The sequence below is a fragment of the Actinomycetospora sp. C-140 genome (genome assembly GCF_054796175.1).
In genome coordinates this window covers 86,469-102,832 of record NZ_JBTWNF010000015.1, presented here as the reverse complement: position 1 = coordinate 102,832, position 16,364 = coordinate 86,469, and the positions used below count along the sequence as shown (strand labels likewise).

Annotated in this window: 13 protein-coding genes; 8 read left to right on the top strand and 5 right to left on the bottom strand. The window is 74.0% G+C overall.

The features are described 5' to 3' along the window. The first annotated feature begins 59 nt into the window (after nt 1–59). Nucleotides 60–1,091 (top strand): dTDP-glucose 4,6-dehydratase, encoded by a 1,032-nt coding sequence (gene rfbB, locus ACR9E3_RS23140; protein ID WP_460382935.1) that lies wholly within the window; start codon nt 60–62, stop codon nt 1,089–1,091. Then, nucleotides 1,088–1,978: a glucose-1-phosphate thymidylyltransferase RfbA gene (gene rfbA / locus ACR9E3_RS23135; RefSeq protein ID WP_460382934.1), complete on the top strand. Its 891-nt coding sequence runs from the start codon at nt 1,088–1,090 to the stop codon at nt 1,976–1,978. Before rfbB ends, rfbA begins: the two co-directional genes overlap by 4 nt. Nucleotides 1,979–1,997: 19 nt before the next feature. Here rfbA and ACR9E3_RS23130 read toward each other — a convergent pair whose 3' ends face one another. From ACR9E3_RS23130 to ACR9E3_RS23120, 3 genes are all read right to left on the bottom strand, one after another. Next, nucleotides 1,998–2,393, bottom strand: a complete 396-nt coding sequence (locus tag ACR9E3_RS23130) for a DUF2267 domain-containing protein (RefSeq protein WP_460382933.1) — start codon at nt 2,391–2,393, stop codon at nt 1,998–2,000. Between the two features lie 97 nt (nt 2,394–2,490). Continuing rightward, nucleotides 2,491–2,643, bottom strand: coding sequence for a hypothetical protein (locus tag ACR9E3_RS23125; protein ID WP_285652814.1), 153 nt, complete (start codon nt 2,641–2,643; stop codon nt 2,491–2,493). Nucleotides 2,644–2,753: 110 nt separating this feature from the next. Beyond that, nucleotides 2,754–3,002 (bottom strand): hypothetical protein, encoded by a 249-nt coding sequence (locus ACR9E3_RS23120; protein WP_460382932.1) that lies wholly within the window; start codon nt 3,000–3,002, stop codon nt 2,754–2,756. 163 nt (nt 3,003–3,165) lie between these two features. On the opposite strand from ACR9E3_RS23120, the gene ACR9E3_RS23115 reads away from it, so the two are divergent. Continuing rightward, nucleotides 3,166–3,426 carry a hypothetical protein gene (locus ACR9E3_RS23115; RefSeq protein ID WP_285652818.1) on the top strand — a complete coding sequence of 87 codons (261 nt, stop codon included), beginning with the start codon at nt 3,166–3,168 and terminating at the stop codon, nt 3,424–3,426. On the opposite strand, the gene ACR9E3_RS23110 is transcribed toward ACR9E3_RS23115, so the two are convergent. After that, nucleotides 3,427–6,648 (bottom strand): arabinosyltransferase domain-containing protein, encoded by a 3,222-nt coding sequence (locus ACR9E3_RS23110; protein ID WP_460382931.1) that lies wholly within the window; start codon nt 6,646–6,648, stop codon nt 3,427–3,429. A gap of 158 nt (nt 6,649–6,806) precedes the next feature. Here ACR9E3_RS23110 and ACR9E3_RS23105 point away from each other — a divergent pair, with 158 nt between their 5' ends. The 3 genes from ACR9E3_RS23105 (at nt 6,807) to ACR9E3_RS23095 (ending at nt 10,840) form a co-directional block, all read left to right on the top strand. Continuing rightward, nucleotides 6,807–8,759, top strand: coding sequence for an aconitate hydratase (locus ACR9E3_RS23105; protein WP_460382930.1), 1,953 nt, complete (start codon nt 6,807–6,809; stop codon nt 8,757–8,759). 84 nt (nt 8,760–8,843) lie between these two features. Further along, nucleotides 8,844–10,130 carry a lipopolysaccharide biosynthesis protein gene (locus tag ACR9E3_RS23100; RefSeq protein ID WP_460382929.1) on the top strand — a complete coding sequence of 429 codons (1,287 nt, stop codon included), beginning with the start codon at nt 8,844–8,846 and terminating at the stop codon, nt 10,128–10,130. Beyond that, nucleotides 10,127–10,840: a class I SAM-dependent methyltransferase gene (locus ACR9E3_RS23095; RefSeq protein WP_460382928.1), complete on the top strand. Its 714-nt coding sequence runs from the start codon at nt 10,127–10,129 to the stop codon at nt 10,838–10,840. The genes ACR9E3_RS23100 and ACR9E3_RS23095 overlap by 4 nt, the downstream gene beginning before the upstream one ends. A 15-nt stretch (nt 10,841–10,855) precedes the next feature. On the opposite strand, the gene ACR9E3_RS23090 is transcribed toward ACR9E3_RS23095, so the two are convergent. After that, nucleotides 10,856–14,248, bottom strand: a complete 3,393-nt coding sequence (locus tag ACR9E3_RS23090) for an arabinosyltransferase domain-containing protein (RefSeq protein ID WP_460382927.1) — start codon at nt 14,246–14,248, stop codon at nt 10,856–10,858. A gap of 168 nt (nt 14,249–14,416) precedes the next feature. On the opposite strand from ACR9E3_RS23090, the gene ACR9E3_RS23085 reads away from it, so the two are divergent. Together ACR9E3_RS23085 and ACR9E3_RS23080 are read left to right on the top strand one after the other, a co-directional pair. Beyond that, nucleotides 14,417–15,574, top strand: a complete 1,158-nt coding sequence (locus tag ACR9E3_RS23085; protein WP_460382926.1) for a glycosyltransferase family 4 protein — start codon at nt 14,417–14,419, stop codon at nt 15,572–15,574. 29 nt (nt 15,575–15,603) lie between these two features. Beyond that, nucleotides 15,604–16,353, top strand: coding sequence for a class I SAM-dependent methyltransferase (locus ACR9E3_RS23080; RefSeq protein ID WP_460382925.1), 750 nt, complete (start codon nt 15,604–15,606; stop codon nt 16,351–16,353). The last annotated feature ends 11 nt before the right edge of the window (nt 16,354–16,364 follow it).

The window sequence follows — 16,364 nt, the reverse complement described above, 5'->3', positions numbered from 1 at the left end:
TCGTGGCAGCATCGGGGCGCGGCCCGGGAGCCGGGCGCTGACGACCCGAAGGAGGCGCCGTGTCGACGCTCGTCACCGGGGCGGCGGGGTTCATCGGGTCGAACTTCGTGCGGTACTGGCGGGCGGCGCACCCGGGTGACCGGGTGGTGGCGCTGGATGCGCTGACCTACGCCGGGGTGCGGGGCAATGTCGAGGGCCTGGACGGGGTGGAGTTCGTCCACGGTTCGATCGCGAACACCGAGCTGGTGGAGTACCTGCTGCGCGCGTACTCGGTGGACGTGGTGGTGAACTTCGCCGCGGAGTCGCACAACAGCTTGGCGATCCTGCGACCCGGGGACTTCTTCGCGACCAACGTGATGGGCACCCAAGGGCTGCTGGAGGCGGTGCGGCGGGTCGGGGTGTCGCGGTTCCACCACATCTCGACCTGCGAGGTCTACGGTGACCTGCCCCTGGACGTGGATGGCCCGGGCACAGCGTTCACCGAGGACTCCCCGTACCTGCCGCGCACCCCGTACAACGCGGCCAAGGCCGGCGGCGACCACGTGGTGCGGGCCTACGGGCTGACCTACGACGTGCCGGTGACGATCACCAACTGCGCCAACAACTACGGGCCCTTCCAGTTCCCGGAGAAGGTGATCCCGCTGTTCACCACCCGGGCGCTGGCCGGGGAGGCGTTGCCGCTGTACGCGTCGACGAAGAACCGCCGGGAGTGGCTGCACGTCGACGACCACGCCCGCGCCATCGATGCGGTGGTCCACCACGGGCGGGTGGGGGAGACCTACAACGTCGGGTCCGGGCACGAGGTCGACATCGAGGGCATCGCCGACACGATCCTCGGCGCGCTCGGGCTGGGCCCGGAGTACAAAACGATCGTGCCGGACCGGCCGTCGCACGACCGGCGCTACCTGCTCGACTCCTCGAAGCTGCGCGCCGAGCTGGGCTGGGCCCCGCAGGTCGGCTGGGACGAGGGGATCGCGGCCACCGTCGACTGGTACCGCGCGAACGAGGCGTGGTGGCGTCCGCTGATCGGGCGCAGCCCGGTGGTCGAGGGCGCCGACACCAACTGGGACAGCGCCGGCGGCACCCGGTGAAGGGGATCGTGCTCGCCGGCGGGTCGGGGACGCGGCTGCACCCGGTGACCCGCGCCGTCTCGAAGCAGCTGCTGCCGGTCTACGACAAGCCGATGATCTACTACCCGATCTCGGTGCTGATGCTGGCCGGGATCACCGACATCCTGGTCATCTCGACCCCGGTCGATCTGCCGGCGTTCCAGCGGCTGCTCGGCGACGGCGGCGAGCTGGGGGTGCGGTTCTCCTACGCCGAACAGCAGGCGCCGAACGGGCTGGCCGAGGCGTTCGTCATCGGCGCCGAGCACGTCGGCGACGACACCGCCGCGCTGGTGCTCGGGGACAACATCTTCCACGGCCAGAACTTTTCCACGATCCTCGCCCAGGAACGCGCGCGGCTCGAGGCGGAGAAGGGCTGCGTGCTGTTCGGCTACCCGGTGCGCGATCCCGGGCGCTACGGGGTCGGGGAGGCCGACGAGGCGGGCCGGCTGCTCTCGATCGAGGAGAAGCCCGCGCGGCCGCGGTCCAACCGGGCGATCACCGGGCTGTACTTCTACGACAACGACGTGATCGACATCGCCCGCGGCCTCACCCCGTCGGCGCGCGGCGAGCTCGAGATCACCGACGTCAACCGGGCCTACGTGGCCCGCGGCAACGCCCGGCTGCTCGACCTCGGGCGCGGGTTCGCCTGGCTCGACACCGGCACCCACGAGTCGCTGATCGAGGCCAGCCAGTACGTGCAGGTCCTCGAACACCGTCAAGGGGTGCGGTTCGCCTGCCTCGAGGAGATCGCCCTGGTCAAGGGCTGGATCACCCCCGAGCAGGCGCTGACGCTCGGCGAACGCCAGGCCAGCTCGGGCTACGGCGCCTACGTCGTCGACATCGCGTCCCGAGCACTCGCGAGCCCGTGACGCTCCTTGGCGCGAGCAGTTAGTGCTTCTCGACCGGCTCGGTGCCGAGGAAGTCCTGGAAGTCCTTGGGGAGCTGGCTGGTGAAGTTCCGCCACTCGCCGTCGGTCAGCGCGGTCTCGAGGCCCTTCGCGATGGCGCGGGCGTGCTGCCGGGCCTGGGCGACGGTGACGCCGTCACCCTCCTGATCCGCGATGCGCTGGTAGAAGGTGTCGACGTCGAAACGCTCGCCCGCGCCCTCGTCCGGCAGGGCCTCCTTCAGCCCGGCGGGGAGCTGGGAAGCCAGGTCCTTGGCCTCGCCGCCCTCGAGCCGCTGCCCGAGGACGGTGAGCGTGGCGCGGACGGCGCGCTCGGCGCTCTGGTTGTCGGGGAGATCGAGGCTCTCCTTGACCGCACTGACGAACTCCTGCTGCTGCATCGTTCTCCTCTCGCGTGTTCACGGGTCCGTGACGCGCGCGGGTGCCCGACGACCCCGCACGTTCACACGTGGGGCCGCGCGGAGGAGGACGTGCAGCTCAGACGAGGGCCTGGAAGAAGTCGATGATCGACTCGGCGAAGCTCGCCAGGATCGCGAGGATGCTGGTCACCGTTGCGGCGGCCGTGGCCGGCGAGTCGATGATCCAGAACAGCACAAGGGCCAGGACGATCAGCCCTACCACCCGTTGCATGCTCCGTACCGTAACCGCCACCGTCGTGTCCGTCACGCGCGGTGCGGCGAGCGGTGCTCTCGTTGACCACAAAGGATGATCAGGATGCGCCGGGCGGCGCAGGTTCCGGGTCAGGCGTCGTCGATCCGGGCCGACAGTCCCCGGTTCAATTCGGACACCTCGAGCGTGCGTGGTCCCTCCGAGAACGTCGCCGAGGCGATGACGCCGTAATTGACGAGCACCGCCTGGCTGTCGGCGAACGCGTAGCGTTGGACCTCTCCGTCCCGGATCAGTTCCTGGAAGCGGGTGACGACCGTGTCGAGGTCCTCCTCGAATTTCAGTGTCAGCGGAATCTGGGGCAGCGACACGTAGACCGTCACGGTTCTCCTCCACCTCGTTGGACCCGAGTTCCGTCCGGCGGCGGGACGTTGCGCCGGGCGCCGGTGCGAAATTGCTCCGGTTGCCACGCATGCGAACCACGGCGGCCACCGATCCTAGATCGCGGAACCTGCACCGCGGGGTCTCGACGGAGAGGCGGATGCCATGGAGATCGACGGCGTGGAGGTCTTCGAGCAGTCGGAGGACTACGGCTATTCGTGGCACTGGGACGATCCGCGCGGATTCCAGTCGGAGATTCTCTGGCAGCGCGAGGTGGGATACCTCGTCCTGGGCACGCGGCAATTGCCCGGGGGATGGACCCACAACCGGCTCGACCCCAACGCCTGGGGCAGTGCCCGCACCGTCTACGACGCCCGCCAGGTCGTCGAGACCTACGTGACGCAGGCGGCCGCGAAGCCGGGCTGATCACGGCGTCCCGGGGACGACCTCCCGGGTGCGCGTGAGGTCGTAGCCACCGGTGGGAAAGGGCTGTCGGAGGTCGAACAGCCACACGTCGTCGACCTGGTCGCCCACGCCGCGCACCCGGGTGCTGAGGAGGGTCGCGCCTCCCGCCTCCCGTTCGGCGTGTCCGAGCAGGCCCCCGCGGTCGGGGTCGTACGTCCAGTCGGCGAGGGCCTCGTCCGGGGTGGGACCCCAGCCGACGGCGGCCACGGCCGGCTCGGTGATCCCCCCTTGCTGCTGTGGCTGGCGCAGGCACGGGAAGAAGGGGCGGATCTGCCAGGCGACGCCGACGGCACCGTCCGCGGGAAGGAAGTGCTGCAGCGGCACCCACGGTCGCTCCACGGGCGCCGTGAACGCCAGCCAGCCCCCGGTGGTGGTGCTGCCGTCGACGGCGACGAGGCGCACGATGTCGGCGCCGGCGGGCGGCGCGTCGTCGTCGATCAGCGGCACCGTGCGCCACCCGACCGACTCCTCCGGCGTCGCCACGGGGCGGCTCGCCACCGGCACGGGGCCTGCGGGGGTCGTGCGCGCGTACTCGGCCCGGAGCGACACGTCGTCGCCGGTGCGTCCGGAGACGGCGACGACGACGTCGCTGCCCGGTGACGCGGGCGGGAGCCGGAACCAGTCGGTGGTGATGGACCCGGTGCGGGCGTCGGCGTTCGCGCCCGGCGCGGGCACGAGGAAGCTGCCCCACACCGGCGTACCGGGCGGGAGCTCGGGCGGTGGCGGGCTGCCGGGGTAGGAGCCGCCGGGCACGAAGCCGCCGGCCGGGGAACCCGTCGACACCGACGACGGCGTGAGCACCCGACCGCCGCGGGGATCGAGCACGTCCATCTGCTGCGCGAGCCCGCAGCGGGAGCCCGCGGGGTCGGCCCACGCGTCCCCCTGCGGCGACCAGGTGCCGGTGGTGCGTGCCGCGGCCCGCGCCGCGTCGCCCAGGGTCCAGGCGGTGACTCCGGCGAGCAGGACGCAGATCGTGATCAGGACACCGCCGGCGAGGGCCAGCCGGCACAGCTCCGGAGCGCGCCGGCGCGCGGCGACCCCCACGACGCCGGTGACCACGGCGAGCCCGAGCGCCCACCAGAGCGGCTGGTCGAGGTCGAGCCCGCGCACCGCCGGGTAGTCGCCGTAGGACGGCATCCCCAGCCCCCACCCGTAGGGCCACATGTCGCGGCCGTGCCAGACGAGCGCCGCGACGAGCACGGTCGCGGCGGCGCCGGCGACGAGCGCGGCCTGCGGCACCCGGCGGTCCCGGTCGAGGGCGGCGAGCAGGCGGATGCCGTCGACCAGCACCAGCGCCAGGAACACCGCCCCGAAGCCGGCGAGGGCGCCGAGGTGGTGGGTCGGCTTGCTCGGCGTGGGCAGCAGCAGGACGAACGCCAGCACCATCGACCAGCCGGCCAGCGGCAGACGCGCGGGCACGAGGATGTCCCGGGCCCGGGCCGCGACCACGAGGACGAGGAACCAGAGCAGCGCCAGGACGCAGACGACGACGGCGGCGCGCCGGGCGTAGGAGCCGTGGTGGGACGTGGTGTCGAGGAGCGCGCCGTAGCGCAGCGCCTCCGCGTACCAGGTCTGCGCCCGCTGGATCGGGGCGAAGATGTCCTGGGACCGGACGAAGTCGCGGTAGGCCCCGTCCGCGAAGCCGAGCAGGCTCCCGACCGCCACCGGGGCCCCGACCAGGATCCATCGCCCGGCAACCTCCCACCAGGACGCGGACCGGTCCCGGATGAGCCGCCAGATCGCGGGCGTCGCCGCGACGAGCGGTGCGAGCGCGATGAAGCCGGTGGGTGCGGCCATGAGCCCGGCCATCGCGAGGCCGACCGCGAGCCCGAGCAGCGCGAGCCTGCGCCGCTCGACGCCCTCGGCGACGGCCACGAGCGTGGCCACCGTGAAGAAGGCGATCACCGGTTCGGGCCGCGCGCCCATGTCGTAGGGCAGCCACCAGGCGAGGAAGGCGGCGGCGAGCACCAGACGGGCCAGGCGGGTCGCCCATCGGCCGGAGAGCATGCGCGGTCCCAGCAGCGGCGTGGACGTCACGAACGCCCGGGCGAGGAACCACGTCCCGATGCCCAGCAGGAGGGCGGGCAGGCGCAGGGCTACCGGGGCGACCCCGACGACGTCCTGCCAGCGCGACAACGCGTAGTAGGGCCAGGAGAAGGGCGTGTATCCCTGGTTGAACAGCTGGTAGTAGTTCGGCACGTACCCGGAGAAGGGCACGTTCGCGGCCATCGCGCTGTAGTAGCCGTCGTCGTCGGTCAGCGGCGCCAGGAAGAGCCACGCGACCAGGACGGCCGGCACCAGCACGTCCACCGCGCGCGGGCGCAGGCCACGCGGCGCGGCGCCCATCCGTCGCATGATCCGGTGCCGCAGCCGGGCCAGCACGTGGCGCGCCCCCCGCGGGTCGCGACGGCCGGCGAGGGCGTGCACCGCCATCGCCAGGGCCCCCGTCACGAGCGCGGCGACCATCACCACGATGAGCGCCGACTTCAGCGGCGCCGGGCTGTGGTCGAACGCGTCGTCGAGCACGAGGCGGACCGAGAGGTCGTCGGCGGTGGTGCCCGCCCCGGCCGGCACCGAGGTCCGCAGCGCGTCGACGTCGGGCAGGGGAGTGATCGGCGTCTGCTCGGGCTCCGAGTCCGGCAGCTCGTCAGGGTCGGCCGGCGGCATCCGGGTCAGGACCGTCGCGACCACCGCTCCGTCGCGCTCCACCCGCATCGCGTCGTCGTCACCGGCGACGACGAACCCGCAGTCACCCGTCGGCAGCGGCCCGGTGAAGAGATCGGCACCGCCGCTGCGGATGCTCAGCACGCCGTCGCGCGACCGGACGGTCAACGCCTCGTCCTCGGCGTCCCGGGACGCGGGCCCCATCGTCGAGAGCACGACGCCGTCGGGGCTCGCGGCGGCGGCGCGGGCGGCCCGGCAGCTGAAGTGCGCCTCGATCGTCACGGGCTCGTAGCCGGTGAGCATGAGCATCGTCGGCGCGGGATCACGGGGGTCGGACGGCCAGCGGACCTCCGGGGTGCTCATCGCGACGGGCGCGAACGGCAGGAGCAGGGCGCCGATCACGGCGACCAGGCCCGCGAGGACCGCCACGACACCGGCGGTGCGCCGGAGGGTCGGCCGGCCGGGACGTGGCGGGTCGTCCGCGGCGACGGGGGCGAGGGACCGGATGTCCGAACTCACCCGCCCGCGTCCTCCTCGCCGTCCGGATCGTCCCTCCCGAATCGGACATCACGCTAACCGGCGACCGGCGACCGTCACGCGGGGACCCACCGGGTGGGAGACCCACGAGCCGATCGGGTACTCGGCCCGTCACCGCCGCACGTTCCCGGGAGGCTCGGATGCCGCACGGCGTCGCCCAGCAGCTGATCGCGTCCCACCTGGTCGAGGGCGAGATGACCCCCGGCGAGGAGATCGCCCTGCGGATCGACCAGACGCTCACGCAGGACGCCACCGGCACGCTCGTGATGCAGGAGCTGGAGTCGCTCGGCCTCGACCGGGTGCGCACCGAGGTGTCGGTGCAGTACGTCGACCACAACCTGCTGCAGGCCGACGAGAAGAACGCCGAGGACCACGCCTACCTGCGCTCGGCGAGCCGGCGGTTCGGGCTCTGGTACTCCCGACCGGGCAACGGCGTCTCGCACCCCACCCACATGCAGCGGTTCGGTGCGCCGGGCAAGACGATGATCGGGTCCGACTCCCACACGCCGGCGTGCGGTTCCCTGGGCATGCTCGCGATCGGGGTGGGTGGCCTCGAGGTCGCGCTCGCGATCACCGGGAAGCCGCTCTCGATCCGGATGCCGGAGATCTGGGGGATCGAGCTGACCGGTGAGCTCCCGCCCTGGTGCTCGGCCAAGGACGTCATCCTCGAGATGCTGCGGCGCCACGGCACGAAGGGCGGCACCAACCGCATCCTCGAGTACCACGGGCCCGGGCTCGCGGGGCTGACCGCGATGGACCGCCACGTCATCACCAACATGGGCGCCGAGCTCGGCGCGACGACGAGCGTCTTCCCCGCCGACGACGCGGTGCGCCGCTTCCTCGCGGGCGAGGGCCGCGAGGACGACTTCACCGAGCTGCTCGCCGAGGAGGGGACCTCCTACGACGTCACCGAGCACATCGAGCTCTCCGAGCTCGAGCCCCTGATCGCGCAGCCGTCCTCGCCCGGCGACGTCGTGCCGGTGCGCGAGGTCGTCGGCACGCCCGTGGGGCAGGTCGTCATCGGCTCCTCGGCGAACCCGGGCCTGCGCGACTTCGCCATCGCCGCCCGGATCGTCGACGGCCGCCAGACGCACACCGGCGTCAGCTTCGACGTCAACCCGACCTCGCGCCCGATCCTCGTGGACCTCACGCGGTGGGGCGGCACGACCTCGCTCGTCGCCGCCGGCGCCCGCATCCACCAGTCCGGCTGCATGGGCTGCATCGGCATGGGCCAGGCACCGGCGCCGGGCACGAACTCGCTGCGGACGTTCCCCCGCAACTTCCCGGGCCGCTCGGGCGGCGGCGTCGACGACCGGGTCTGGCTGTGCTCGCCCGAGACGGCGGCGGCCAGTGCGCTGCGCGGGGAGATCACCGACCCGCGGGCGCTCGCCGACGAGCTCGGCCTCGCGTGGGACGGCCTCGACCTGCCGGAGCCGACCGTGATCCCGGGCATGCTCGAGGAGCCGCCGCCGGCGGAGGAGGCGCAGCAGGAGGAGCTGGTCAAAGGGCCGAACATCTCGGGGCTGCCGGAGTTCGACCCGTTCCCGGACTCGCTCGAGGTGCCGGTGCTGCTCGCCGTCGGCGACGACATCTCGACCGACGACATCTCGCCCGCCGGGGCCGAGGCGCTGCCGTACCGGTCCAACATCCCGGCGCTCGCGCGTTTCGCGTTCGTCCGGATCGACCCGGACTACCCCGCGAACGCGGAGGAGATCAAGGACAGCAGCGGCCACGCGATCGTCGGCGGTGCGAACTACGGGCAGGGGTCGTCGCGCGAGCACGCGGCGATCTGCCCGCGCTACCTCGGGCTGCGCGTCGTGGTCGCCGAGTCGTTCGCCCGCATCCACTGGCAGAACCTGGCCAACTTCGGGATCCTCGCGCTCGAGTTCACCGGCGAGGGCGACCGCGAGAAGGTGCGCCAGGGCTCGACGCTGGCGTTCGAGGGCCTCCACGACCAGCTCCAGGGGGGTGGCGAGGTCACGGGGACGGTCGACGGCACCGAGCTGACGTTCCGCCACCAGCTCTCGGAGCGGCAGGTCCGGATGGTCCTCGACGGTGGCCTGATCCGGCAGCTCGCCGAGCAGGAGGGCTGATCGCCCGCGCGCCCGGCGCGGGTGGGGGCACCTCGGCGGGTTACGCTGCGCGCCATCGCAGCACCGAGTGAGGAGTCGCTCGCCGTGAGCGACCATGCACACGGCGGGGTCGGCGCCAGAAGGCTGGTCGGCGCCGCCGGCCTCGGCGTCCTCGTGTCCGGACTGATCGTCCAGGTCTACCTGGCCGTCGTCGCGCGAGCGCTCCCGCCGGCCGAGTACGCGACGTTCGGGTCGTTCTGGGCCCTCGCCCTGGTGCTGGGCTTCGGGGCCTTCCTCCCGCTCGAGCAGGAGCTCGCGCGCCGCCTGCCCCTGCCTGGCGACCGCCGGGTACTCCTGCGGGCCGCGGCCGGCACGTCCGCGGTGCTCACAGTGATCGCTCTCGCCGTGCTGCTGGTGACGCTGCCGGTGGTGTCGCGCTCGCTCGACGGCGATGTGTCCGCGCTCCTCGCGCTCGTCGCCCTGTGCGTGGTCTCGGCCGGCCAGTTCCTCGTGCGCGGCACGCTCATCGGCACCGACCGGCTCGTGCGCCACGCAGCGATCATGGTGCTCGACGCCGTCGTGCGGCTCGGGATCGCCGCCGGGATCTTCATCGTGGGCGGAGCGACGGCGTCCGCGTTCTGCTGGGCCCTCGTCGTGGCGATCGCCCTGGCGCACCTGCCGCAGCTGCCCGGCGCCTGGCGACGCGCCGTCGCCTGGCAGCGCGGCTCCGGAGGGCCCGCGGTCCCCGCCACCGTGCGGAGCCTGACCCGCGACGCGATGCCGCTGCTCGTCGGCTCGGTCTGCGCCCAGCTGCTGCTCAACGGGCTGCCGGTGCTCGTCGTGGCCGAGGCGGGGGAGGGCAGCGAGGCAGCCGCCGGCGTGTTCGTCGCCGCGTTCACCCTGGCCAAGGCGCCGCTGTCGATGGTCGTGCCGCTCCAGTCGGCGGTCGTCCCGACCCTGACCCGCCTGATCGCGGCCGACCGCCGCCGCGAGGTGCTGGTGCTGCTGGTCAAGGGCGTCGCGGCGCTCGGTGCCATCGCTGCCGTCGGGGTGCCGCTGACCTGGTTCATCGGGCCCCGGGTGGTCTCGCTCGTGTTCGGGCCGGACTACACCATCAGCGGGCTGGACCTCTCGATCATCCTGTGCGGCGTGCTGGCCCACATCGGGCTCGTCGTCGTCACCCAGGTGCACGTGGCCCGCGGGCGGCATCGCGACGTGGCCCTGAGCTGGACCATCGGCCTCGTCGCGGCCGGCCTCACGTTCTGGCTCGTCCCCGGCGTGATCCTCTCCGGTGAGGTCGCGTTCCTCGTGGGCAGCGCGGTGGGCGCGGTGGCGAGCGGCCTGATCCTGGCGGCCTCACGCCGCCGCACGGACGAGAGGAACGAGGCGTGACCAGCGAGAGCACGGAGCCGGGCGAGCACCCCGAGTACGACGAGCAGTACTACCAGGCGAACGGTCAGGCCGACGACCGTCCCGCGCTGCGCTGGTACACGAGCCTGGTCCGCCGCTACACCGCCGGCGGCCCGTACCTCGACTTCGGTTGCGGCACCGGTCACCTGGTGCGCCGGCTCTCCGCGCTCGGTCCTGCGGCCGGCTTCGAGATCTCCGAGTACTCGGCCCGCACCGCCCGCACGAACGCGCCGGCCGCGACCGTGACCACGCAGCCGTCCGGGCTCGCCGACGACGCCTTCGGCGCGCTGACGGCCATCCACGTGCTCGAGCACCTCGACGACGCCACGGCGAGCGAGACGCTGCGGACCTGGCGGCGGATCCTGCGACCCGGCGGGCACGCCCTCGTGGTCATGCCCGATCCGGCGGGCCGCGGCCGCCGGCTCGCGGGGGAGGCCTGGATGGGCTTCGCCGACCCGACGCACATCAACCTCAAGCCGCACGCGCAGTGGCGGGAGTTCCTCACCGACCACGGCTTCGCGGTCGAGCGCGAGGGCACCGACGGCCTGTGGGACGTGCCCTACGGCCGCCTGCCGAAACTGCTCGACGCCGGACTCCACGCCGTGCCGGCGTTCGTCCAGTTCCTCTCCGGGCGGTTGGTCCTGCGGCCGGGCACGGGCGAGTCGTCGGTGTTCGTGCTGCGCAACCCCTGACGGGACCCCGGGCGCTCAGTTCGCCCGGCCGTTGGAGACCTCGGCCGGATCGTCGGGGTTCGGGGCCGGCTTCCCGCTCGCGTCCTGCTGGTCGACCGGCACGGACATCGTCGTGTTCGGCGCCGGTGCCCACCCGGAGACGACGACCCGCTGCGGGTCGACCCGGTAGGACGGCTGCAGCGGCACCAGCGGGTCGAGCCGGTAGACCTGACCGGACGCTCCGTCGGGGGCGACGTTCAGGCGCGTCACCAGCTCGGTGACCTCGGAGTCCCGCAGACTCTGCGCGAACATCCCGCCACGCCCGGTCTGCCAGATGCCGTCGAAGCGGTACGCGAGCGGGCGGTCGCCCCAGACGACCCCGAGCGTCGACGGCTCGTTGATGCCCAGGGCCTGCACCGGCTTGCGCTGGCAGGGGAACAGGAAGGCGTACTGCCAGCTCACCGCCGAGGCCTCGCCGGGCGGGCTGTACTGCTCCAGTGAGCGCCACGTCTGCAGGTTCGGCGCGGTCACGGCCAGCCAGCCGCCGGGGGCGATCGAGGTGTCCTCGGCCGTCAGCCGGAGCACGTTCGCCGACGGCGGCGGGCCGTCCGGGCCCTCGAGGAGCTGCGAGCGCCAGACCGTGGAGTCGACGGCGCTCCCGTCGTCGTCGATGCCCAGGTCCTGCCCGCCCACGGGGATCACGCGGTCGCCGACGGCCCGGCCGTACTCGACGCGCAGCAGGTTGCCCCCGCCGGTCCGTCCCGCCACCGAGGTGGTCATCGCCGCGCCCGGCCGGTCGGGCGGGATGGAGTACCAGGGCGTCGAGAAGCCCCCGACGGTGCCGTCCGCGCCGCCGGAGGCGCCGGGCCCGGGCGGCGGGGTCACGAAGCTGCCCCAGGCGTCCGTGCCGGTGGCCGGTGGCGGGCTCGACGGGAACCAGCCGCCCGGCCGGAAGACCGAGGTACCCCCGGGCGGGGGTGCGGGCAGCCCGGGGACGGCCGCCAGCGGCCGCGCGGTGGCCGGGTCGAGGACGTCGATCTGGCGGGCCGCGGCGCAGTCGTGGGCGAGAGGGTCGCGCACCGCGTCCTCCCACGGGGAGTAGCCGTCGGCCGTGCGGGCGGTCGCGAGCACGAAACTGCCGACGAGGTAGGTCGTCGACACCAGCAGCACCGCGGCGGCCGTCAGGGACACGCCGATGGCGGGTCCCACCGGGCGCCACGAGGGGGCCCACCGTCGGACGACGAGCACCGCGAGCGCGGTGAGCACGAGGCCGCCGAGCAGCCACCACACCGGCTGGTCGAAGGAGACGAAGGCGACGCGGGGCACCGTGAACGCGTCGGGGAGCCCGAGCATCCAGGAGTACGGCCAGTTGTGGTCGCCGTGCCCGGCCAGGGCGGCGAGCACCACGACCAGCAGCCCGACGCCGGCCACGACCGGCAGCGGCGGGCGCCACGGGGACGGTGCGCGGCCCGCCTCGTCGAGCTCGACGGTCCGGTCCGTCCGGTCGCGCGCGTCGCGCAGGATCACCGGCGCGCCCACGACCGCGAGCGCGATCACCGCCGGCCCGACCGTGGCCAGGGTGCCGAAGTGGTGGGTCCACTTGCTGGGCGTGAGCCACAGCAGGGCGAAGCCCAGCAGCAGCGTCCAGCCGGCCGCGGGGAAGCGCGGCGGCAGGCGCAGCCCGCGCGTGCGGGCCAGGACGACGAGCGCGATCACGCACGCCAGGGCGAGGACGCCGAGCAGCACGGGGTACCGCTTGGCGTACGTGCCCATCGGGCCGCCGTCGTCGAGCAGGAAGCTCCAGCGGACGATCTCGGAGTACCAGGTCTCCTGCGCCTGCATCCCCAGGAAGATCTGCTGGGCGCGGACGAAGTCGCGCAGCGACCCGTCGGCGAACGCGAGGACCCCGACGAGCGCCCCCGGTGAGGCGAGCGCGACGAACGTCGCCACCCGCCGCAGGAGCGAACCCACCTCGGCGAGCCGCCGCCACACCGCCGGGGTCATCGCGAGCAGGGGCGCGAGCGCGACGAAGCCGGTCGGCGCCGCGGTGGCCCCGAAGGAGGCGACGCCGACGGCGAGCGCGGCGAGCATCCAGCGGTCGCGCTCGAGGGCGACCCGCAGGCACAGCAGGCTCGCGATGACGCTCGTGGCCACCACCGCCTCGGCGCGCACCCCGACGTCGTAGGGCAGCCACCACGCCACGAACGCCACCGCCACGACGGCGTGCAGCGCGATCGCCCGCCCGCGGCCTGCGCCGGCGGGCAGCGCGCGGGCGACGTAGGCCCGCAGCAGGAACCAGCTCGCCAGGCCCAGCAGCAGCGCGGGCATCCGCTGGACCACCGGGCTGAAGCCCGCGACCCCCTGCCACCAGGACAGCACGTAGTAGATCCACGTGAAGGGCGTGAACCCCTGGTTGTACAGCTGGTAGTAGTTCGCGACGTAGCCGGTGTACGGCACGTTCGCGGCCATGGCCGCGTAGTAGCCGTCGTCGTCGGTCATCGGGCCGATGAAGGTCCACAGCACCAGCAGCACCGGCACGACGGCGTCGACCACGCGCGGGCGCGGCCACGTCCGCCAGCGGCGCGCGCGGTCCCGCCACCGTGACCGCCAGTGGGCCGCGAGGCCACCGTCCTCCCAGCGGGCCGCGCGCACGGTGCGGTCCCGCTCCCGCAGCGCGGCGAGCACCACGGCCACCGCCACCAGCAGGAGCACGGTCACCGCGGTCTTCATGCCGGTGGGCGAGGTCGAGAACTGGTCGTCGACGGTGATCCGGACACCGAGCCCTGCCCCGCCCGCCCGGGGCGGGACCGAGGTGACCAGGGCGTCCACGTCGGGGACCGAGTCCGGTCCGGCGCGGCCGACCACGCGGCCGTCCAGGGTGACGGTCATGCCGCCGAGGTCGCCGGCGATGCCGAGCGCACACGGCCCGGGCGGCAGCGGGGACTCCACCAGGAGGGGGATGCCGCGGGACATCACGGTGAGCCGGTCGTCGCGGACCGTGGCCACCAGGCCGACCCCGGCGGACGGCGAGACCGGCGGCAGGGTCGCGAGCAGGAGCCCGTCACCGGGCGCCCCCGCGTTGCGGTCCGTGCCGAAGGCGCCGGCCCCGCGGATCGCGTCGCAGTCGGCGCGGACGTCGATGGCGAGCGGGCGCTGGGTGGTCAGCTGCAGGGAGGTCGGCCGCGGGTCGGCCGGGTCCAGCGGCCAGCTGACCTCCGGCTGCGAGACGCTCACCGGGAGCAACGGCAGGAGCACCGCGCACACGAGGGCGACGACCCCCGCCACCGTCGCGACCGCGGGCCAGGAGGGGCGGCGCGCGCGCCAGCCGCCCGCGAGGTCCGGGGCGCCGGGCAGGTCCGGGGTGTCCGACGGAGCGGTGTCACCGGTGTCCCCGCCGGCGGGCGACGACGGACGCGAGGTGGCGGTCACCGGGGCTCCCGGGTCGGATGGTGGATGACGCACGGTAGCAACGGCGGCGCGTCCGGTACCGACCCGCCCGGGCGCGCCCACGGGCCGTCGCCGCGACGGCCCCCTCTACAGTGGCCGAACGGGACGGACGCGACAGGACCGCGCGGCCCGCGTCGGGGAGGGAGGGTGATGGAGCACGACCCGCACCCCGGCTCGCGCCACGACCTGTGCATCGTCCTGACCTACTACACCCCCTACGTCTCCGGGCTCACCAACGTGGCCCGTGACCTCGCCGAGGGCCTTGCTGCCCGCGGCTGGCGCGTGTGCGTGGTGGCCTCCAAGCACGACCCGGAGCTGCCCACCCACGAGGTGGTCAACGGCGTGCGCGTCGTCCGGGCCCCCGTGCTGGCCAAGGTCGGCAAGGGGACCATCGGGCTCAACCTCACGCGGCTCGCGCTGCGTGAGATGGCGCGGTCGACGGTGGTCAACCTCCACCTGCCGCTGGTCGAGGCCGGCCTCCTCGCGCGGCTCTCCTCGGCACCGGTGGTCTCGACCTACCACTGCGACGTCTCACTCCCCACCGGCGACGGTCCGCTGCTGCGCCGCGCCGTCAACGCCGCGCAGCACCGCGCGATCGACTTCTCGAGCGCGACGGCCCTGCGCGCCTCGGCGGCCGCGGTGGTGTCGAGCGAGGACTACGCCCGGCACAGCCGCCTCTGGCCGGCGATCGACGGCCGGATGGTTGCGGTGCCGCCGCCGTGCCCGCCGCGGGGCGCCGGGCGGCCGACCTACCGCCGCGGCGAGGGCCTGCACGTCGGGTTCCTCGGCCGGATCGTGGAGGAGAAGGGCGTCGAGTACCTCGTCGACGCCTTCCTGGCCCTCGACGACCCCGAGGCCCGGCTGCTCGTCGGCGGCGACTACCTCGACGTCGCGGGCGGCAGCGTGGTGGAGCGGGTCCGGGCCCACATCGGTGAGGACCCGCGGGTCGAGATGCTCGGCTTCATCCCCGAGGCCGACCTCGACGACTTCTACGCGTCGCTCGACGTGTTCGCGCTGACCTCGGTGAACGCGTTCGAGGCGTTCGGCATCGTGCAGGTCGTCGCGATGATGGCCGGCGTGCCCGCGCTGGTCAGCGACCTGCCCGGCGTCCGCACGGTCGTCGAGGAGACCGGGTTCGGCGCCGTCGTCACCCCGCGCGACGTCCCGGGGCTGACCGCCGCGCTCGCCCGCCTGCGCGACGACCCGCCGGACGCGGCCGCGGGCGCCGCCGCTGCCGCCACCCGCTACAGCGTCGACGCGGTCCTCGACGCCTACGAGGCCGTCTTCGCCAAGGCCGGCGGGCGCTGAGCCCGCCGCCGAGACCTGCCGGAGGAATGGTGTCCACCGACCCGAACACGGGGACCGACTCGGGGATCGACGAGGTCTCCCGCACCTGGACGCGCCTCGGGCGCGAGGACCCGATGTGGGCCGTCCTCACCGACCGGGAGAAGTCCGGCGGCGGCTGGTCGCCCGCGGACTTCCTGGCCACCGGCGCCGCCGAGATCGCGACGCTCATGGCCCGTCTCGCCGAGCTGGGGGTCGACCCGGCGCGCGGCCGCGCCGTCGACTTCGGCTGCGGCGCCGGGCGTCTGTCCCACGGCCTCGCCGGCGCAGGCTTCGCCGAGGTGGTCGGCCTCGACATCTCCCCGACGATGCTCGAGAAGGCCCGCGAGATCGTCGGGTCCCCGGCGTGCGACTTCCGCCTCGCGACCGGCCCGGATCTCGCCGTGGTCGAGCCCGGCTCGGCTGACCTCGTCTACACCTGCCGGGTCCTGCAGCACATGCCGAGTGCGCTCGCCCACGACTACGTCCGCGCCTTCTACCGGATCGCCCGTCCCGGCGGCGTCGTCGTCTTCCAGATCCCGACCGCCCCGGCCCGCACCGCCGCCGGCCTCGCGCTGAGCGCCCTGCCCGCCCCGGTCGCGCGCCGCCTGCGGCGCGGCATGGAGATGCACGGGACCTCCGAGGCCGACGTGCGGGCGCTCGTGGCCTCCTGCGGCGCCGAGGTGGTGGCCGCCGACGACGACGCCAGCGCCGGCCCGCGCTGGAGCTCGCGGCTCTACGTCACGCGGGCCGCGTCGACCTAGTGGTGCCACCC

Coding starts and splice junctions, on each gene's coding strand:
- ACR9E3_RS23130 (WP_460382933.1), bottom strand. CDS start 2,393: ATGCAGCAGCAGGAGTTCGTCAGTGCGGTCAAGGAGAGCCTCGATCTC.
- ACR9E3_RS23125 (WP_285652814.1), bottom strand. CDS start 2,643: ATGCAACGGGTGGTAGGGCTGATCGTCCTGGCCCTTGTGCTGTTCTGG.
- ACR9E3_RS23115 (WP_285652818.1), top strand. CDS start 3,166: ATGGAGATCGACGGCGTGGAGGTCTTCGAGCAGTCGGAGGACTACGGC.
- ACR9E3_RS23105 (WP_460382930.1), top strand. CDS start 6,807: ATGCCGCACGGCGTCGCCCAGCAGCTGATCGCGTCCCACCTGGTCGAG.
- ACR9E3_RS23085 (WP_460382926.1), top strand. CDS start 14,417: ATGGAGCACGACCCGCACCCCGGCTCGCGCCACGACCTGTGCATCGTC.